This is a genomic window from Streptomyces sp. NBC_00234, assembly GCF_036195325.1.
Taxonomy (GTDB): Bacteria; Actinomycetota; Actinomycetes; order Streptomycetales; family Streptomycetaceae; genus Streptomyces.
Genome location: NZ_CP108101.1, coordinates 4,403,705 through 4,422,848, shown reverse-complemented (window position 1 = coordinate 4,422,848; position 19,144 = coordinate 4,403,705). Strand labels below are relative to the sequence as shown.

At 71.6% G+C, this 19,144-nt stretch carries 18 protein-coding genes; 13 read left to right on the top strand and 5 right to left on the bottom strand.

Annotated features, from left to right (window positions below):
- Nucleotides 1-83: 83 nt before the first annotated feature.
- Genes OG230_RS19385 through OG230_RS19375 form a run of 3 tightly spaced genes read right to left on the bottom strand, consistent with a single transcriptional unit; the run spans nucleotide 84 to nucleotide 2,671 of the window.
- A complete protein-coding gene (locus OG230_RS19385) occupies nucleotides 84-1,439 on the bottom strand; it encodes a hypothetical protein (RefSeq protein WP_328904982.1) in 1,356 nt (451 codons plus the stop codon).
- A 10-nt stretch (nucleotides 1,440-1,449) separates the two neighbouring features.
- Nucleotides 1,450-1,704, bottom strand: coding sequence for a MoaD/ThiS family protein (locus OG230_RS19380; RefSeq protein WP_328904981.1), 255 nt, complete (start codon nucleotides 1,702-1,704; stop codon nucleotides 1,450-1,452).
- A 40-nt stretch (nucleotides 1,705-1,744) separates the two neighbouring features.
- Complete coding sequence (locus tag OG230_RS19375) at nucleotides 1,745-2,671, bottom strand: alpha/beta hydrolase (protein WP_328904980.1); 927 nt, start codon at nucleotides 2,669-2,671, stop codon at nucleotides 1,745-1,747.
- A 300-nt stretch (nucleotides 2,672-2,971) separates the two neighbouring features.
- On the opposite strand from OG230_RS19375, the gene OG230_RS19370 reads away from it, so the two are divergent.
- From OG230_RS19370 to OG230_RS19345, 6 genes are all read left to right on the top strand, one after another.
- Nucleotides 2,972-3,778, top strand: a complete 807-nt coding sequence (locus OG230_RS19370; RefSeq protein ID WP_328904979.1) for a response regulator transcription factor — start codon at nucleotides 2,972-2,974, stop codon at nucleotides 3,776-3,778.
- Nucleotides 3,779-3,802: 24 nt separating this feature from the next.
- The gene (locus OG230_RS19365) at nucleotides 3,803-4,846 is read left to right on the top strand and encodes a LacI family DNA-binding transcriptional regulator (protein WP_328904978.1); all 1,044 of its coding nucleotides are present in this window, start codon (nucleotides 3,803-3,805) and stop codon (nucleotides 4,844-4,846) included.
- A 98-nt stretch (nucleotides 4,847-4,944) separates the two neighbouring features.
- The gene (locus tag OG230_RS19360) at nucleotides 4,945-6,063 is read left to right on the top strand and encodes a S1C family serine protease (RefSeq protein WP_328904977.1); all 1,119 of its coding nucleotides are present in this window, start codon (nucleotides 4,945-4,947) and stop codon (nucleotides 6,061-6,063) included.
- A 38-nt stretch (nucleotides 6,064-6,101) separates the two neighbouring features.
- The gene (locus tag OG230_RS19355) at nucleotides 6,102-6,281 is read left to right on the top strand and encodes a hypothetical protein (RefSeq protein ID WP_328904976.1); all 180 of its coding nucleotides are present in this window, start codon (nucleotides 6,102-6,104) and stop codon (nucleotides 6,279-6,281) included.
- A 42-nt stretch (nucleotides 6,282-6,323) separates the two neighbouring features.
- Nucleotides 6,324-7,055 carry a response regulator transcription factor gene (locus OG230_RS19350; protein ID WP_328904975.1) on the top strand — a complete coding sequence of 244 codons (732 nt, stop codon included), beginning with the start codon at nucleotides 6,324-6,326 and terminating at the stop codon, nucleotides 7,053-7,055.
- Nucleotides 7,052-8,476 carry a sensor histidine kinase gene (locus tag OG230_RS19345; protein ID WP_328904974.1) on the top strand — a complete coding sequence of 475 codons (1,425 nt, stop codon included), beginning with the start codon at nucleotides 7,052-7,054 and terminating at the stop codon, nucleotides 8,474-8,476. Before OG230_RS19350 ends, OG230_RS19345 begins: the two co-directional genes overlap by 4 nt.
- 51 nt (nucleotides 8,477-8,527) lie before the next feature.
- On the opposite strand, the gene OG230_RS19340 is transcribed toward OG230_RS19345, so the two are convergent.
- Nucleotides 8,528-9,421, bottom strand: coding sequence for a phosphatidylinositol-specific phospholipase C (locus OG230_RS19340; RefSeq protein WP_328904973.1), 894 nt, complete (start codon nucleotides 9,419-9,421; stop codon nucleotides 8,528-8,530).
- A gap of 177 nt (nucleotides 9,422-9,598) precedes the next feature.
- A complete protein-coding gene (locus OG230_RS19335; RefSeq protein WP_328904972.1) occupies nucleotides 9,599-11,404 on the bottom strand; it encodes a bifunctional metallophosphatase/5'-nucleotidase in 1,806 nt (601 codons plus the stop codon).
- 296 nt (nucleotides 11,405-11,700) lie between these two features.
- On the opposite strand from OG230_RS19335, the gene mshD reads away from it, so the two are divergent.
- The 7 genes from mshD (at nucleotide 11,701) to OG230_RS19300 (ending at nucleotide 18,942) form a co-directional block, all read left to right on the top strand.
- Nucleotides 11,701-12,624 (top strand): mycothiol synthase, encoded by a 924-nt coding sequence (gene mshD, locus OG230_RS19330; RefSeq protein WP_328904971.1) that lies wholly within the window; start codon nucleotides 11,701-11,703, stop codon nucleotides 12,622-12,624.
- A 92-nt stretch (nucleotides 12,625-12,716) separates the two neighbouring features.
- Complete coding sequence (locus tag OG230_RS19325; protein ID WP_328904970.1) at nucleotides 12,717-13,127, top strand: GntR family transcriptional regulator; 411 nt, start codon at nucleotides 12,717-12,719, stop codon at nucleotides 13,125-13,127.
- The gene (locus OG230_RS19320) at nucleotides 13,124-14,029 is read left to right on the top strand and encodes an ABC transporter ATP-binding protein (RefSeq protein WP_328904969.1); all 906 of its coding nucleotides are present in this window, start codon (nucleotides 13,124-13,126) and stop codon (nucleotides 14,027-14,029) included. Before OG230_RS19325 ends, OG230_RS19320 begins: the two co-directional genes overlap by 4 nt.
- Nucleotides 14,026-15,000: a hypothetical protein gene (locus OG230_RS19315; protein WP_328904968.1), complete on the top strand. Its 975-nt coding sequence runs from the start codon at nucleotides 14,026-14,028 to the stop codon at nucleotides 14,998-15,000. Before OG230_RS19320 ends, OG230_RS19315 begins: the two co-directional genes overlap by 4 nt.
- 279 nt (nucleotides 15,001-15,279) lie before the next feature.
- Nucleotides 15,280-17,532 (top strand): RNA degradosome polyphosphate kinase, encoded by a 2,253-nt coding sequence (locus OG230_RS19310; protein ID WP_328904967.1) that lies wholly within the window; start codon nucleotides 15,280-15,282, stop codon nucleotides 17,530-17,532.
- The gene (locus OG230_RS19305) at nucleotides 17,519-18,526 is read left to right on the top strand and encodes a CHAD domain-containing protein (protein ID WP_328904966.1); all 1,008 of its coding nucleotides are present in this window, start codon (nucleotides 17,519-17,521) and stop codon (nucleotides 18,524-18,526) included. The genes OG230_RS19310 and OG230_RS19305 overlap by 14 nt, the downstream gene beginning before the upstream one ends.
- The gene (locus OG230_RS19300; RefSeq protein WP_328904965.1) at nucleotides 18,523-18,942 is read left to right on the top strand and encodes an NUDIX hydrolase; all 420 of its coding nucleotides are present in this window, start codon (nucleotides 18,523-18,525) and stop codon (nucleotides 18,940-18,942) included. Before OG230_RS19305 ends, OG230_RS19300 begins: the two co-directional genes overlap by 4 nt.
- Nucleotides 18,943-19,144 lie beyond the last annotated feature (202 nt).

Sequence of the window (19,144 nt, the reverse complement as noted above, 5' to 3'; positions counted from 1 at the left end):
ACGCGGGACGCCTGACGGCGCGGGGAAGGGTGCTCCGGGACGGCTGCCCGACGAGGGGCGCGGGGACGGTGGAGGAGAGCGCGTCAGGCGATCGCGCGGCCGATCAGATAGACCGCGGGAGCAGCGGCGGTCAGCGGCAGCGCCACCCCGGCCGTCATGTGCACGAACCTCGACGGGTAGTCGTAGCTCGCCACCCGCAGCCCGATCAGCGCGCAGCCACCGGCGGCCAGCCCGAGGAACGCGGCCTTGGACCCGAAGTCGGTGAACCCGCCGGCCGCGACGCCCGCGCCGGTGGCGGCGAGCAGGGCCACGACGACCGATGCCGCGCCCGGCAACGGAAGCGCCCTGGCGAGCACGGCGGCGGCGACCGCCACCCCGCCCACGGTCACCGCGTCCGGGATCGCCGCCAGATGACCGGCCGCGAGGACGGCGAGCGCCGCCGACACGACGGTGGCCATCAGCCCGTACATCCGCTCGTCGGCACCCGCGTGGCTGCGCAGCTGGAGGACCACGGTGAGCAGCACCCAGACGCCGAGCGTGCCGAGGAGTGCCGCGGCGGCGTTCTCGCGGCCCGCGGCGAGCAGCGCCACATCGGCCGCGAAGCCGCCCATGAAGGCGAGCGCGATGCCCTGGCGGGCCGGCCACATGCCATTGAGCCGGAACCATCCGGCGGCCGTCACGGCCTGGAGCAGCACGAGCGGCACGAGCAGGGCGTACGGCCCGATCGCCGCACCGAGGGCGAGCAGCAGGCCGAGGCCCGCGGTGATCCCGGCCGGCTGCATGCCCGGCGCGATGATCGGCGAGCGTCCCTCGGCGCGGGCGCGCTGGGCGTCGGTGATCCGGCTGTTGCCCACCGTGGTGGGCGAGCTGTAGGTGGCGGCTTCCGGTGCCCTTGCGGCGCCGTCCCGCACCGCGGCCGGGGTGACCGGGGCTGCCGGCACCTCGGGAGGCAACGGGTAGGAACCCGACGCTCCGGCCTGCGGCACCGGCTGGGACTGGGGCTGCTGGACCTGGGCATGGGCCTGGGGCTGCACGGTCGGCTGGTACTGGGTGTCCCAGGTCTGCCCCTGCCAGGTCTGCGTCGCACCCTGGTCGGCCAGGCCGTGGTCCGCGGGCGACACGGGCTGCTGCGGCTGCTGGGCCGGCCAGGCGGCCTGCGGGTCGTACGGGGCGGGGTCGCCGTACGACTGCTGGGGCTGCGCGTGGGCCGGGTCGCCGTACGGCTGCTGGGGCTGCGCGTGGGCCGGGTCGGCGTACGGGTCGGCGTACTGGCCCGCGTACGGGTCGGCGTAGGACTGACCTTGCCGGCCCGCGTACGGATCGGCGTACTGCTGACCTGCGTACTCACCCGCGGGCGGCTGCGGTGGCTCCCCACCGGGGTGCCCCTCCCCGTACGCGTACTGCTGACCGTACGGATACTGCTGATCGCTGCTGCTCATGGTCTGCGGTTCACCCTCCTGCGAACGGCGGGAGCACCTCGACCGTGCCGCCCTCGGCAAGCCGTACGGTCTCATGCCCACGGGTCCCCACGGGGTCTCCGTCGATGAGGAACGAACACCTTTGCAGTACGCGGGTCAGCTCGCCCGGGTGCCGCTCGCGCACCGCTTCGAGCGCCTCGGCGAGCGTCGCCGCTGCGTACGGTTCCTCCGCGGTCCCAGCGGCGGCCTTGGCCGCGGCCCAGTAGCGGATCGTTCCCGCTGCCATGGCTCCACCCTTTCCTCGTGCGTCAGCTGTCCATCATCGGTCACCGCGCGGCCGTCCAGTCGGCGATGCGGGTGAGCAAGCTCTCGTCGGCCGCGTTCTCCGCGTGCCCCATGCCGCGCTCCAGCCACAGTTCGGCACCGCCCCCCGCGGCCTCGGCCAGCATCCGCGGGTGGTCCAGCGGGAAGTACGGGTCCTGGTCGCCGTGGACGATCAGCAGCGGGACCGGGGCGATCAGCGGGACGGCGGCGACCGGGGAGAGCGGCACCGGGTCCCACTCCCGGCGGTCGATGCGGGTGCCGAGGCCGTAACGGCCGACGAGCCGGCCCGCCGGGCGGGTGACGACCCAGTGGAGGCGGCGCATCGGCGCCGTCCCCCGGTAGTACCAGCGTGCGGGGGCGCTTACCGCGACCACCGCATCCGTGTGCGCCGTAGCGCGCGCTTCAATGCGCCCCTTGTGCGCCGCAATGCCTCCGGTACCGATATCCGAAGTCGGTCCTCCCCATTCCGGATTCCTCCCCGCGGGCCCGGCCGTATACAGCGCGGCATGTCTCAGCACCACGGAACCGCCCATGGAAAACCCGACCGTAACGACCCGCTCATGTCCCAGCGATCGCGCCCAGGCGACCGCAGCCGCCAGATCCTGCACCTCCCGGTCGCCCACGGTCGACACTCCGCCGGACTTCCCGTGCCCCCGGAACGAGAACGTGATCACGGCCGCACGCTGCGCGAACACCTCTGCCGCACGCCGCACGGCGGGCCGGTCCGCGGAGCCGGTGAAGCCGTGCGCGACGACGATCGCCGTCCCGGCGTCCGCCCCGCCCGCAGCGGCCCCGGCACCTGCCGTACACGGCTCGTACACCGCCTCGATACGGGTCCCGTCATCGGCGCGCAACGCGGTGCGTACGGGAGTCCGCGTGATCAAGGGAACAGAAGAACTCGGAAACGGACCCTCGGAGACAGAACGCATGTGGGCTATTCTGCTTCGAAGAGGATCCGGGCAATGCAGCCCCCGGGTCCTTTTGTGCTTTCCAAGCGTTGTTACGGAGACGTTTCAACAAGCTCAGCGGCCCCAGGGCGCGGGGCCTTACCAGTTAAACCCGTATGACGAACGGCTCGGGCCACCCGTCGTACGGCCGTACGAAGCATTGCCGCACTACTCCCCCGGGTCCGACCCGGGAGTGCCCCTCTCGCAGGGAACGAGGAGGACCGACGTAATGGGCGAGCGAACCGTGCACGATCGACCGACGACCCAGGCAGGTGGGCGGCGATGAGTTCACTGCTGCTTCTGACCAATGCCCTTCAACCGTCGACGGAGGTGCTTCCCGCCCTCGGTCTACTGCTGCACAGCGTGCGGGTCGCCCCCGCCGAAGGACCCGCACTCGTCGACACCCCAGGTGCCGACGTCATCCTGATCGACGGCCGCCGCGACCTTCCGCAGGTGCGCTCGCTCTGTCAGCTGCTGCGGTCCACCGGACCCGGCTGTCCGCTGATCCTCGTCGTCACGGAGGGCGGCCTCGCGGCCGTCACCGCCGACTGGGGCATCGACGACGTGCTGCTGGACACCGCGGGCCCGGCCGAGGTCGAGGCGCGGCTGCGGCTGGCCACCGGCCGTCAGCAGATCGTGTCCGACGATTCCCCGATGGAGATCCGTAACGGTGATCTTTCGGTGGACGAGGCGACGTACAGCGCGAAGCTGAAGGGAAGGGTCCTGGACCTGACCTTCAAGGAATTCGAACTGCTCAAGTACCTCGCCCAGCATCCGGGCCGCGTTTTCACCCGCGCCCAGCTGCTGCAGGAGGTCTGGGGATACGACTACTTCGGCGGTACGCGGACGGTCGACGTCCACGTCCGGCGGCTGCGCGCCAAGCTCGGCCCCGAGCACGAGTCGCTGATCGGCACGGTCCGCAACGTGGGCTACCGCTTCGTCGCACCGGAGAAGGTGGAGCGCGCCGCGGCCGAGGAGGCCAAGGCCAAGGCCGCCGCGAAGACGACCGCCGAACCCGTACCCCATTCGGAGCAGTCGGAGGAGTCCGAGGTCACGGAAGAAGCCCCGGTCCGACCTGCCAACAGGTAGGTCCATCCGCGTAGACTGCCGCGCGTGGCCAAGGTGACGCGGGACGATGTGGCGAGACTGGCGGGGACGTCGACCGCGGTCGTCAGCTACGTCATCAACAACGGACCCAGGCCGGTCGCCCCGGCCACGCGCGAGCGGGTACTCGCCGCGATCAAAGAGCTGGGCTACCGGCCCGACCGGGTGGCCCAGGCGATGGCGTCGAGGCGGACCGATCTCATAGGCATGATCGTGCCGGACGCCCGCCAGCCGTTCTTCGCGGAGATGGCGCACGCAGTCGAACAGGCCGCCGCCGAACGAGGGAAAATGGTCCTCGTCGGCAACTCCGACTACCGGGACGAGCGCGAGGTCCACTACCTCCGCGCGTTCCTCGGCATGCGGGTCTCCGGGCTGATCCTGGTCAGCCAGGGCCCCAGCGAGCGTGCCGCCGCCGAGATCGAGGCGTGGGACGCCCGTGTGGTGCTGCTGCACGAGCGGCCCGAGGCGATCGACGACGTCGCGGTCGTCACGGACGACGTCGGCGGCGCCCAGCTCGCCACCCGCCACCTGCTGGAACACGGCTACGCGTACGTGGCGTGCCTCGGCGGCATGGAGTCGACCCCGGCGGTCGGCGACCCGGTCGCGGACCACGTCGAGGGCTGGCGCCGGGCGATGCACGAGTCCGGCCGCTCCACGGAGGGCCGGCTCTTCCAGGCCCCGTACAACCGTTACGACGCCTATCAGGCCGCCCTCACGCTGCTCGCCGGCCCCGACCGGCCCCCGGCGATCTTCTGCTCCACGGACGACCAGGCCATCGGTGTGCTGCGGGCGGCCCGCGAACTCCGTATCGACGTGCCCGGTGAGCTCGCGGTGGCGGGCTTCGACGACGTGAAGGAAGCCGGCCTCACCGACCCGCCGCTGACGACGGTCTCCTCCGACCGTCCGGCCATGGCGCGGGCGGCCGTGGACCTGGTCCTCGACGACTCGCTGCGGGTGGCGGGCTCGCGCCGCGAGCGGCTGAAGCAGTTCCCCTCGGCGCTGGTGGTCCGGCAGTCGTGCGGCTGCGGGGAGCAGACGGTCCCGGCTCCGTAACCCACGGGCCCCATCCTTATATGGGGCATACAGGGTTCTGCCGGGCTTCTCAGAGCACCCTCAGCCTCCTCTCATGTTCGACGGACACGCTCGTGTACATGACTGAGAGCCACCGCCCGAGCGGCGAGTACCCGACGTACCCCTCGTACGGCCACGGCGACGCGTCCTACCCGCCGCCGCCCCCCTACGAGCCCGCGCAGCCGATCGCCGCGGGCCCCGGCACCACCGTGTGGCCCGGCGGCGGTGGCGCCGACGCCGGTGGTCCCGGTGGCTTCCCGCCGCCGCAGTCCGCACCCGAGCCGCCGAAGCCCGAGCGCCGCGTGAAGCGTCCGGTCGCGCTGCTGGCGGCCGTGGCGATCGCGGCGGCAGCCATCGGCGGCGGCACCGCGACCCTCATCGGACAGCTCGCCGACGGCGGCTCGAACGGCTCCGCCTCCGGTGGTGGCACGGTGCAGGGCACGACCGTCTCGCAGAGCAGCGCCGGCACCGTCTCCGGTGTGGCGGCGGCCGTGTCGCCCGCGATCGTCGAGATCGGCGCGACGTCGACGGCGGGCCAGTCCACCGGCTCCGGTGTCGTCATCACGTCCGACGGCGAGATCGTCACCAACAACCACGTCATCTCCGGCGCCTCCGAGATCGAGGTCACGCTCAGCACCGGCAAGAAGTACACCGCCGACGTCGTGGGCACCGACGCCGACAAGGACCTCGCGCTCATCAAGCTCCAGGGTGCGAGCGGGCTGAAGACGGCCTCGCTCGGCGACTCCTCCGACGTGAAGGTCGGCGACCAGGTCGTGGCGATCGGCTCGCCCGAGGGCCTGACCGGCACCGTCACCAGCGGCATCGTCTCGGCCCTGGACCGTGACGTCACGGTCGCGAAGGACTCCGAGGGCTCGGGCCAGGGCCAGCAGCAACAGCAGCAGGGTGGCGGGGACTGGCCGTTCGAGTTCGGTGGGCAGCAGTTCAACGGAGACACCGGTACGTCGAAGACCACGTACAAGGCGATCCAGACCGACGCCTCGCTGAACCCCGGCAACTCCGGCGGTGCGCTGATCAACATGAACGGCGAGATCATCGGCATCAACTCCGCGATGTACTCGCCGAGTTCGGCGAGCTCCACGGGCAGCTCCGCCGCGGGCAGCGTGGGTCTCGGCTTCGCCATCCCCGTCGACACCGTCAAGGCCGACCTGGACACCCTGCGGGCGGGCAACGGCTCCTGACCACAGCAACCCCGCGTCAACAGGCCGAGGAGGCCGACATGAACGACAGCTCCGACACCGCCACAGGCCCGGCCGGCCTGGCCCTGCCGCTCGCGCTCGCCACCGAAATGGCCGCCCGGAAGACCCCCGGGCGCGCCCACGAGATCAGCGCCGTCTCGGACCCCACCGGCCGCAAGCGCCGCGCAGCACGCCGCCGCGCCATGGCCGTGCGAGGCTGACAGCACCCCGATGAGGCCGGAACGAGAAGAGGACGACCAGCGATGAGCCCCGCCGAAGACGATCCGCAGCGCATCCTGATCGTCGACGACGAGCCGGCTGTGCGCGAGGCCCTGCAGCGCAGTCTCGCGTTCGAGGGATACGGCACCGAGGTCGCCGTCGACGGTTACGACGCCCTCACCAAGGCGGAGTCGTACGCCCCCGACCTGATCGTCCTGGACATCCAGATGCCGCGCATGGACGGCCTGACCGCCGCCCGCCGCATCCGGTCCACCGGCACCACCACCCCCATCCTGATGCTCACCGCCCGCGACACGGTCGGCGACCGGGTCACCGGCCTCGACGCGGGCGCCGACGACTACCTGGTCAAGCCCTTCGAGCTGGACGAGCTCTTCGCCCGCATCCGTGCCCTGCTGCGCCGCAGCTCGTACGCCGCGACGGCGGGCGCCGACCTGCCCGGCAACGACGTGCTGTCCTTCGCCGACCTGCGGATGGACCTCACCACCCGCGAGGTCACCCGCGGCACCCGTCGCGTCGAGCTGACCCGTACCGAGTTCACGCTCCTGGAGATGTTCCTGGCCCACCCCCGTCAGGTGCTGACCCGCGAGCAGATCCTCAAGGCGGTCTGGGGCTTCGACTTCGAACCGAGCTCCAACTCCCTGGACGTGTACGTGATGTACCTGCGGCGCAAGACGGAAGCGGGCGGCGAACCCCGCCTCGTCCACACGGTCCGGGGCGTGGGGTACGCGCTGCGGGCGGGGGGTGGGGAGGGGTGAATGGGCTGGTCCGCCGGTTCCGCGGTCTTCCGCTCCGCTCCCGCCTCGCCCTCCTGGTCGCCACGGCCGTGGCGGTGGCCGTGGCTGCCGTGGCGGCGGCCTGCTGGTTCGTGACGAAGGTGCAGCTGGAACAGCAGCTGGACGACTCGCTGCGCAGCTCCAAGGTCGACGAGACGTACCTGACCAGCCTGTACGCGTACTGCAAGGGCGCCACTCTGATGCCGCCCCGGCCGTTCGCGGGTGCCTACACCGTGCAGCTCGTCGACTCCCAGGGCATCGTGTGCATCGGCCCGGTCAAGACGTCGGAGCTTCCGGTGAGCGATTCCGACATCGCGGTGGCCAAGGGCGAGCAGCGCTACACCCTGCACTCGTCGACCGCGGCGAACGGCACGCAGATGCGCGTGTACACCTACGAACTGCGACCTGCGGGTCCCGGCGTGCAGACCGCTCAGATCGCCGTCTCCATCGCCCGCCCGCTGAGCGAGATCGACGACCCGCTGTCCACCCTGGCCTGGGTCCTCCTGCTCGTCTCCGGCATCGGCGTCGTCGGCGCAGGCGCCGCCGGTCTCTGGGTCGCCCGTTCCGGACTGCGTCCCGTCGACGAACTCACCGAGGCGGTCGAACACGTCGCCCGCACCGAGGACCTCACCGTCCGCATCCCCGTCGAGGGCGAGGACGAGATCGCGCGCCTGTCGCGGTCCTTCAACTCGATGACCGCCTCGCTTGCCACCTCACGCGACCGGCAGGCCCAGCTCATCGCCGACGCCGGCCACGAGCTGCGCACCCCGCTGACCTCCCTGCGGACCAACATCGAGCTGCTGGTCCGCAGCGACGAGACCGGCCGGGCCATTCCCCCGGACGACCGCAGGGCGCTGATGGCCTCGGTCAAGGCGCAGATGACCGAGCTGGCCGCCCTCATCGGCGATCTCCAGGAGCTGTCCCGCCCCGACGCCGCCCAGCCCGGACCCCTCCAGGTGGTGGCCCTGCACGACGTCACCCGTACCGCTCTGCAGCGGGCCCGGCTGCGCGGCCCCGATCTGACGATCACGGAGGACCTGGCCCCCTGGTACGTACGGGCGGAACCGGCCGCGCTGGAGCGGGCGGTCGTCAACGTCCTCGACAACGCGGTGAAGTTCAGCCCGCCGCGCGGCACGGTCGAGGTCGTCCTCCACCGGGGCGAGCTGACGGTCCGGGACCACGGCCCCGGTATCCCCGCCGAGGAGCTCCCGCACGTCTTCGAACGCTTCTGGCGCTCCCCGTCCGCCCGCCAGCTCCCCGGCTCCGGCCTCGGCCTGTCCATCGTGGCGCGCACGGTCCAGCAGGCGGGCGGCGAGATCACCCTGCGTCCGGCGGCCGGGGGCGCGGGCACGGAGGCGTCGATCCGGCTGCCGGGGGCACCGCAGCCGCCGCCGGAGTTGTGAGCACCGCCGGTCCGAATCCCGCCTGCCCCGCCGGTGGGCTCACCAGGCGGGTCAGCCCACGGGATTGTGCCGTATCAGGGATTCGACCAGCCCCGAGCGGGTCGCCGGATAGTCCAACGGGACGATCCCGAGACCGGTCCAGCCCGCCGCCTCCGACCCGTCGAGGAAGGAGTGCACCTGCGGGTTGAGCCGGTCCGCGTTCCAGCGGGGCGGCATCAGGGCGGAGGTGCTCACGTAGTTCATGAAGAGCTTGCCGGGCTGCTGGGCCGCCTTGCGGAACTGGTCCTCGATCTTCCGGTACTTCGCGAACGGCTCTGCCATGTAGTCGTCCTGGATGTCGAAGACCGCCGGATCGGCGTACCGGACCCCGGGCAGCCCTCCGTTGTCCGCGAGGAGCACCACCTTGCCGCGCGCACCACCCAACGTGGGCAGCGTGGAGTCCAGCCGGAACAGCGACCGCCAGCCCTTGACGTCGAGGTACCGGTCGAAGACGCTCCGGAACGCGGCGTTGCTCTCCTGCGAGTACTCCTGCTTCACCCGCATCAGCACCGTCTCGGAGGGCCGTGCGGCCAGGAAGTCCCGGCAGGCGATCAGGACGTCACCGAACATCAGGTTCTGGAAGGCGGCTTCGTGATGGATCGCGAACGAGTCGCCGGTGATCCGGCAGCGCACGTCGAGGAAGCGGATGCCGCTGTCCAACTGCTGCGCGATCGTGGTGTTCTGGCACTCCGCCCACGGTCCGCCGAACCGCGCCCCGGAGTCGTGCGAGCCCGGGAAGGTGAGCCGCTGGAGCGCGGTGGTGTCGGGGATGGCACCCATCCAGTCCTGCGTACCGAGGACTCGGAGGGAGGACGCGGCGGCCGGCGTGCCACCGATGACGACGGTGGCGGTGGCGGCGAGGGCGCCGGCGAGGAAGTTCCGGCGGCTAGCGGTGTACGGGCTCATGCAGGGCGTCTCCGTCTGTCGTGGGGGGCAGACCGAGATTATGACGGGTACACCTCAAGACCGGAACAGGGTCCGGCGCCACGAACCCGGGCGCGGAAGGAAACGCGAGCGAGGAGAACAGGAGCGGGGCGGAGGGCCCGCCGGCCCTCCGCCCCGCTCACCTGCACGTATCGCTGATTACCGGATGACCGTGATCCGGTCCGTGGCCGGCGGGGCCAGCGGCGCGGCGGCCGTGGAGTGCGCCGCCAGGTAGGCGTTGAACAGGTCCAGGTCGGACGGGCCGACCAGCTTGTTCGTGCCCTGGCCGAGGGCCGCGAAGCCGTCGCCGCCGCCCGCGAGGAACTCGTTCATCGCGACGCGGTAGGAGGCGGCCGGGTCGATGGCCGCACCGTTCAGCCGGACGGTGTCGGCGACCAGGCGGGCCGCGCCCGTCTTGGTCATGTCCAGGGTGTAGGTGAGGCCCTTGGATACCTGGAGGATCTTCGGGGACGCCTCGTTGGAGCCGCTGACCTGCTGCTGGAGTGCGGTGACCAGCTGCGCGCCGGTCAGGTCGACGACGTTCATCATGTTGGTGAACGGCTGGACGGTGAACGCCTCGCCGTACGTCACGACACCGTCGCCCTCACTGCCGGAGGCGGTGTAGACGAGGTCCGAGCGGATGCCGCCCGGGTTCATGAAGGCGACCTGCGCCCCGCCCTTGTCCGCCGGGGCCAGGCCCTCCAGCTGCGCGTCGGCGATCAGGTTGCCGAGCGGCTTCTCGGGGGCGGTGGAGCCGCGGCCGTTGATGTCGGCGGAGATGAAGCCCTGCGGCCGGTTGGAGATCGGCGCCGCGAGGGTGTTCCAGCGGGCGATCAGGGCCGTCATGTCGGTGGCCTTGGCCTGGTCACGGGTGACGACGTGGTTCGCGGACTTCACCGACGTACGGACGATGTCCTTGGTCCGGCGGTCGTACGTGAGGGTCGTGTCCGTGTAGATCTTGCCGAACGACGAGGCCGAGGTGACCATGCGCGGCTTGCCCGCCGGGTCCGGGACGGTGCACACGTACGCCTGGTGGGTGTGGCCCGTGACCAGGGCGTCGACCTTCGGGGTGATGCCCTTGGCGATGTCGACGATCGGCCCGGAGATGCCGTCACCGGCGCCGGGGCTGTCGCAGTCGTAGTTGTACGCGGTGGACGCCGGGGCGCCGCCCTCGTGGATCAGCGCGACGATGGACTTGACGCCCTGGCGGTCCAGTTCCTTGGCGTACTTGTTGACCGTCTCGATCTCGTCGTGGAACTTCAGGCCCTTGACGCCGTTGGCCGTGACGATGTTCGGGGTGCCCTCCAGGGTCACTCCGATGAAGCCGATCTTGACGCCGTTCTTCTTCCAGACCGTGTACGGCTTGAGGATCGGCTTGCCGGTCTTCTCGTTCGTCACATTGGCCGCGAGGTACGGGAAGTCGGCGCCCTCGAACGTCTTGCCCTGCTCGTAGCAGCCCTCGACCGGGTGGCAGCCGCCGTTCTGGAGGCGGCCCAGCTCGGTGGCGCCCTCGTCGAACTCGTGGTTGCCGACCGCCGTCACATCGAGGTCGAGCCCGTTGAGCGCCTCGATGGTGGGCTCGTCGTGGAAGAGACCGGACAGCAGCGGGCTCGCGCCCACCATGTCGCCGCCGGCCGCGGTGACGGAGTACGGGTGGCCCTCGCGCGCGGTGCGCAGCGAGGTCGCCAGGTACTCCACGCCACCGGCCGGGACGGACTTCGTCGTGCCGTCGGCCTGCTTCTCGGTGACCGAGCCGGCCGAACCGGCCGGCGGCTCCAGGTTGCCGTGCAGGTCGTTGAAGGACAGCAGCTGCACGTCGACGGTGCGCCCGGACCCGTGGTGGCCGGCGCCCCGGTCATCGGCACCTGCCGGCATCGCGGCGACGAGCGCGCCGACGGTGGCAAGACCGGCCGCGGCGGCGAGCACCCGCCGGGACGCGCGGTTCTTCTGCGGAGTCGCTGACATCGGTCCCCTTTGAGTTCAGCGGGAGGTTTGGGAGTTGTGGAGAGGGTGAAGACTTTCGGACGCAGCCTAGAGTCAACGCGCGTAGCGCGACAGGGTTTTCGGGTTACGACCGGGTTGCTTCCCGGTCGGTACGGGACCGAACACCGCGCATCCCCCCTTTGGCGCACATAGCCGGGCAGAAACGTCACAGCGCACAGGCGCGCCACCAGCCGGGACGCCCGGGGCGGCGACCGGACGCACACCGACCCGCGCCGCACCCCCACCTCCCCCACCCCGCCCGCCGTACGCTCGTACACATGACGACAGACGTACCCCTCCCCTCCCCCGGACGCGAGATTCACACCCTCGACGCGCTCACCCCCGAGCAGGCCGAAGCCGTCCTCGACCTGCTCGCAGAGGCCACCCGGACCGACGGCAGGCAGGCGGTCTCCGAGCAGGGGCGTCTGCAGCTCAGGGGCGGGCACCGCGAAGGCGTACGGCACTTCCTGCTCACCGCCGACGGCGTCCTCGCCGGGTACGCGCAGCTGGAAGACACCGACCCCGTCGAGGCACCGGCCGCCGAACTCGTCGTCCATCCCGCCCACCGCGGCCACGGACACGGGCGCGCGCTCGGCGCGGCACTCCTCGCCTCGACCGGGAAGCGGCTTCGGGTCTGGGCGCACGGCGGCAAGTCCGCGGCCCGGCACCTGGCCCAGGTCCTCGGCCTCTCCCTCTTCCGCGAACTGCGCCAGCTCCGGCGCCCCTTGGCCGGCTCGGTCATCGCGGAACCGACCCTGCCGCCGGGTGTCACCATCCGTACGTTCGTCCCCGGCGAGGACGACGCCGCCTGGCTCGCGGTCAACCGCGCCGCCTTCGCCCACCACCCCGAGCAGGGCTCCCTGACCCAGCGGGACCTGGACGACCGCAAGGCCGAGCCCTGGTTCGACCCGAAGGGTTTCTTCCTCGCCGAACGCGACGGCGAGCTCGTCGGCTTCCACTGGACGAAGGTCCACGCCGAGGAGCAGATCGGCGAGGTGTACGTGGTCGGCATCCTCCCCGACGCACAGGGCGGCGGCCTCGGCAAGGCACTGACCGCGATCGGCCTGCGCCACCTCGCCGCCCAGGCGCTGCCGACCGCGATGCTGTACGTCGACGCGGACAACGTGGCGGCCCTGAAGGTGTACGAGGGGATGGGATTCGTGACGCACGAGGTGGACCTGATGTACCGCACGGAGTCCTGAACAGCGGCAACACCCCCGGGGGCGGCGCCTCTTGACGCCGCCCCTTCCTTACGCCACCCTTTCACTACTCAATTAGTGAAAGGGTGGTGAACATGGCAGAGTCCGCAGCGGTCGAGTTCCGCATCGACCGGCGCAGCGGCATCGCCACGTACCTCCAGATCGTCCAGCAGACCAAACAGGCCCTGCGCCTCGGCGTGCTGGAACCGGGCGACCGCCTTCCCACCGCACGCGAGGTGGTGGAGGCCACGGCCATCAATCCCAACACCGTGCTCAAGGCGTACCGCGAACTCGAACGCGAGGGCCTCGTCGAGGCACGCCGCGGGCTCGGCACCTTCGTACGGCGCACGCTCGGCAGCGCCGCAGCCGCCGCGGACGCGCCGCTGCGCTCCGAGCTCGCCGACTGGGCCCGCCGGGCCCGCACCGCAGGACTGGACAAGGACGACGTGAGCGCGCTCTTCACCGCCGTACTGGACAGCACATTCAAGGGGGACGACGACCAATGACAGGCGCCGCGATCGAGGCGATCGGCCTCGGTATGAAGTACGGCCGCGGGGCGGGCGGGTGGGCGCTGCGCGACTGTTCGTTCCGGCTGCCCGCCGGACGGGTCTGTGCCCTCGTCGGCCCCAACGGCGCGGGGAAGTCCACCCTGCTCGCCCTGGCGGCCGGCCTCCTCCGGCCGACCGAGGGATCGGTCCGGGTCCTCGGTTCCGGCACCCCGGGCAGCACCCGCGAGCGCATCGCGTACGTGTCCCAGGACAAGCCCCTGTACCCGCAGCTCACCGTGGCCGACACGCTCTGGGCGGGCCGGGAGCTCAACCCGGCGAGCTGGGACCGCGCCACGGCCGACCGGATCGCCGCGTCCCTCCCGCAGGACGCGAAGGTGCGCTCCCTCTCCGGCGGCCAGCGCACCCGGCTCGCCCTCGCGCTGGCGCTGGGCAAGCGGCCCACGCTGATGCTGCTGGACGAGCCGATGGCCGACCTCGACCCGCTCGCCCGCCACCAGCTGATGGGCGTCCTGATGGCGGAGGCCGCCGAGCACTCCACCACCATCGTGATGTCCTCGCACATCCTCACCGAGCTGGAGGGCGCCTGCGACTACGTCCTCCTGGTCGACGGCGGACGGGTCCGCCTCGGCGGGGAGACCGACGACATCGTCGCCGCCCACGCCCTCCTGACCGGACAGGCCCGCGATCTCGCCCCGCACACCGTTGTCGAGTCCCGCACGACGGGCCGTCAGCTCACCGCACTCGTAAGGAAGGAGGGCCCGGTGGACGGCACCGCCTGGGACGTGACGGAGCCATCCCTGGAGGAACTACTCCTGGCCCACCTCCGCTCGCCGGACGCCCCGGCACTGCTCACGCCGAGCGCGCGCCACGAGAGCCGTGAGGCGGTGGCGTCCGCATGAGAACCCTCGTACCGAGCGGGCCCGCCCGCGTCGTCGTACGCCAGCACCGGCGGGCGTTCAAGGCCCTCACCGCGCTCGTACCGCTGACGATCGCCGTCCTGGTGGGTGTGTCGCTGTGGGCGGACCGGGTCGCCGACGGATTCGCCGTGTCGGGCTGTTCGACCGACAACACCGTGTTCCGGTGCGGCGGTACGGTCCGCGGCTTCCTGAACAGCCAGGCGCAGGTGCAGGACGTCCAGGGCTGGGGCGGACTGCTGATGCTCGTCCTGCCCGCCGCCGTCGGAGCGTTCATGGCGGGCCCGATGATCGCCCGTGAACTGGAGAGCGGCACGAACAAGCTGGCCTGGTCCCAGTCCGTGTCGCCCGCCCGCTGGCTGGCCGCCAAACTCGCCGTGCCCGCCGTGCTGACGCTGATCGCCACCACTGTGCTGTCCGCCGCCTTCGCCTGGTTCTGGTCGACCAACGACAGCCCGGTCTACGAGAACCGCTGGTCCGACCGGGTCGTCTACGGCGCGATCGGTGCCGTCCCTGTCGGGTACGCCCTCTTCGGGCTCGCCCTCGGCGCACTGGCCGGGCTGCTGGTTCGGCGCACCGTCGTCGCCATGTCGGTGACCGTGCTCGCCGTGGGTCTGGTGGTACAGATCCTGAACACCGTACGCAACAGCCTCTGGCCCGTCCGGACGGATACGCACCTCCTGGACGGTCGATACCGCTTCCCCATCGACGCGGCAATCGTCGATCAGGGCTATGTGAACTCCGCGGGCGAGCGGCTGCCCAGCGACATCTGCGTGAGGGTGCAGACCGATTACAAGGGGTGCCTGGCCGACTACGACGCCACGCACCGGTACGTCGACTACCACCCCGCCTCGCACTTCTGGCCTCTCCAGTTGGTCGAGACCGGCATCGTGCTGGCCCTCGCCGCGCTGGCCGTAGCCCTTGCCTTCCGGGCGCTGCGCCGCCTGCACAGCTGATCCGGACCATCCACCCACCCGCCCTGTCCGGACTCCGAGGGGGGAGCCCGGCCGGGGCGGGGGGTACGGTGCACGCTCCGCGCCCCACCGGGCCCGCACACCGCAGCCTGCATGTCATGTCGCCGTTACCAGCCATTCAGACGCGCTTGCGACCCTCACGGGATGCAGCCAGCTGTGCCCACCCCCCGCAACGGCAGACCTCGTGGGTCCACCGGACCTTCCGCGATCTTTCCCGGCTCCGACGCGCCTCAGGAGCCGTCCACGCGGAACAATAGGTCCATGAGCCAGCAGCCCAGCTCCGAGGTCCCGGTCCAGCCCACCCAGCCGTCGGTCGGCTCGCTCGCCGCGCACCGGCCCCGCGCCGTCGCCGATTCGGCCTCCCACGGCGTCGGATTCTCCACAGCCGCAGATCTGGACCCCGACCTCGACGCCGACGCGGATGCGTACGAACCCGACCGCGACGGCGACGAACTGCCCCAGGGACGCTTCCTGGACCGGGAGCGCAGCTGGCTCGCGTTCAACGAACGCGTCCTCGAACTGGCCGAGGACCCGGCGACCCCTCTCCTCGAACGGGCTAATTTCCTCGCAATCTTCGCGTCGAACCTGGACGAGTTCTTCATGGTCCGCGTCGCCGGGCTGAAGCGCCGTATCGCCACCGGGGTCGCCACCCGCTCCGCGTCCGGGCTCCAGCCGCGCGAGGTCCTCGACCTCATCTGGACCCGCTCCCGCGAACTCATGGCCCGGCACGCCGCCTGCTACCAGCAGGACATCGCCCCCGCCCTCTCCGACGAGGGCATCCAGCTGATCCGCTGGCCCGAGCTGACCGAGAAGGAACAGGCGCGCCTGTTCACCTTCTTCCGGCAGCGGGTCTTCCCGGTGCTCACGCCGCTGGCCGTCGACCCGGCGCACCCCTTCCCGTACATCTCGGGGCTCTCGCTCAACCTCGCCGTCGTCGTGCGCAACCCCGTAAGCGGCCACCGCCACTTCGCCCGGGTGAAGGTGCCGCCGCTGCTGACCCGGTTCCTGGAGGCGTCGCCGCAGCGGTACGTCCCCATCGAGGACGTCATCGCGGCCCACCTGGAAGAGCTCTTCCCCGGCATGGAAGTCCTCGCCCACCACATGTTCCGGGTCACCAGGAACGAGGACCTGGAGGTCGAGGAGGACGACGCCGAGAACCTTCTCCAGGCCCTGGAGAAGGAGCTCATGCGGCGCCGCTTCGGCCCGCCGGTTCGGCTGGAGGTCGAGGAGTCCATCGACCCGTACGTGCTGGACCTGCTGGTACGCGAGCTGAAGATCTCCGAGACCGAGCTCTACCCGCTGCCGGGACCGCTCGACCTCACCGGCCTCTTCGGCATTGCGTCGCTGGACCGGCCGGAGCTGAAGTACCCCAAGTTCATCGCGGGCACCCACCGGGACCTGGCCGAGGTCGAGTCCGCCTCCGCGCCCGACATCTTCGCCGCGCTGCGCGAACGGGACGTCCTGCTGCACCACCCGTACGACTCGTTCTCCACCTCCGTCCAGGCGTTCCTGGAGCAGGCGGCGGGCGACCCGGACGTCCTCGCGATCAAGCAGACGCTGTACCGCACCTCCGGCGACTCCCCGATAGTGGACGCCCTGATCGACGCCGCCGAGTCCGGCAAGCAGGTCCTCGTCCTCGTCGAGATCAAGGCCCGCTTCGACGAGCAGGCCAACATCAAGTGGGCCCGCAAGCTGGAGGAGGCCGGCTGCCACGTCGTCTACGGCCTCGTCGGCCTGAAGACCCACTGCAAGCTGTCGCTCGTCGTCCGCCAGGAGGGCGACACCCTGCGGCGCTACTCGCACGTCGGCACGGGCAACTACCACCCCAAGACCGCCCGGCTCTACGAGGACCTCGGCCTGCTCACCGCGGACCCGCAGGTCGGCGCCGACCTCTCGGACCTCTTCAACCGGCTCTCCGGCTACTCGCGCCGCGAGACGTACCGACGGCTGCTGGTCGCTCCGAAGTCCCTGCGCGACGGGCTGGTCGCGCGCATAAACAAGGAGATCTCCCACCACCGCGCCGGCCGCCCCGCGTACGTCCGCTTCAAGGTCAACTCGATGGTCGACGAAGCGATCATCGACGCCTGCTATCGGGCCGCGCAGGCGGGCGTACCCGTCGACATCTGGGTACGCGGCATCTGCGCGATACGCCCCGGCGTCACCGGCCTCTCCGAGAACATCCGGGTCCGCTCGATACTGGGCCGCTTCCTGGAACACTCGCGGGTCTTCTCCTTCGGCAACGGCGGCGAGCCCGAGGTGTGGTTCGGCAGCGCCGACATGATGCACCGCAACCTCGACCGCCGGATCGAAGCACTGGTCCGGGTCACCGACCCCGCCCACCGCGCGGCCCTCAGCCGGCTCCTGGAAACAGGCATGGCCGACACCACCTCCTCCTGGCACCTCGGTCCCGACGGGAACTGGACTCGACACGCCACCGACGGGGACGGACAGCCGCTGCGACACGTACAAGAGATGCTCATTGACGCCCGGAGGCGCCGGCGTGCGACGCCCTGATCATCAGACGACGACGCGGGAGACCGCGGAACTCTCCGCCGGAGGGGTCCTCGGCCCGTATCTCCAGACGCAGGCCGGAGACTTCCTGCGCAGCCTGCGGCTCCACCGCGAGCACAGCGCGCCGACCGACGGCGGCACCCGCGGCGCGGACGAGGCGGCCGGCGCGCTGCGCCGCTCGGCCCGCCGGATCGGCGGTTCGCTGCACACGTTCCGGGGGGTGCTCGACGCGAGCTGGGCCGACCAGCTCCGTACGGAACTGGCCTGGCTCTCCGGCACGCTGGCCCGTGAGCACGCGTACGCCACCCGGCTGACCCGCCTCCTCGAAGCGCTGCACGCACTGTCGGGGACCTCACTGCCGGCTGCCCGTACCGCCGACCCGAGCCCCGAAGCCGCCTCCGACAAGGAGCGCGCCGCGCTCGGCGTCGGTGCCGCACGGGCCGGGGCGCTCCTCGAACGGCAGCTGACCCTCGCCCGGACGCGCGCCCACTCCGCGGCCCTCCAGGCACTCGGCTCCTCCCGCTTCCACGCGGTCGCCGACGCCGTCGCACTCCTCGCCTCCGACGTCCCGCTGGCCGCCTCGGCCGCGGCTCCGGCGGCCGAGACACTGTGCGGCCCGGCGGAACGCGCCGAGAAGCGGCTGCTCGGCGCGGTGGCGGCCCTGCCGCCCGACGCGACGGTGGAGCCGTACAACGAGGCGCAGGACGCGCCCTGGCACCAGGCCCGTCTGCTCCTCCGGCTCCACCGGTACGCCGACGAGGTCGTGCGGGGCGCGCCCGATCCGGTCCTGGCGGGCGCGGGGAAGGCGCTCGACCTGCACCGGGACGCGGCGGAGGCGGCCTCTGCCGCCGCGGCGGCGGCCCGGACACCGCGGATCGCCCCGGCGACGGCGTACGCCCTCGGCGTGCTCCACGCCGACCAGCGGCACGAGGTGGAGGCGGCGCGCAGCGTGTTCCGGGAGACCTGGCCGTACACGGCGGCCGTGACGGGGCCGTGAGCGAGCCGACCGGTCCGGTGCTGGCGGCCGGCTGCGTGCTGTGGCGCAGCTCTCCGTACGACGGAGGGCTGGAGATCTGCCTGGTGCACCGGCCCCGGTACGACGACTGGTCCTTCCCCAAGGGCAAGCTGAAGCGCGGCGAGTCCGCGCTGGCGGGTGCGTTGCGCGAGGTCCTGGAGGAAACCGGCCACCACTGCGCGCCGGGGGCCCGGCTGCCGACGTCCCGGTACGAGGTGAACGGCCGGCCGAAGGAGGTCGCGTACTGGGCTGCGGAGGCGACGGGCGGTTCGTTCATCCCGAACGACGAGGTGGACCGCGTTGTCTGGCTCTCCCCCGCGGCGGCCCGCAACCGCCTGACCCGCGACCGCGACCACGCCCAACTGGACGCGCTCCTGGCCGGCCGGTCCACCGTCTGAGCGGTGCGTCCGGCGGGTGCCCGGGTGTCCGCCTGAGCGGTGTCCGGGGTGGGTCGCCCGGGTCGTCACCTGACCGGTGGGTGGTCGGGTGGGGCCCCTCCGGAGTGTCTCCTCGGGACGGGCGTGGCACCCGGGTACGGAGCGAACGAACCCGGCTCCTACGCCCGCCCCTGCGGGGACCCTCCTGCACGGCCCCACCCGT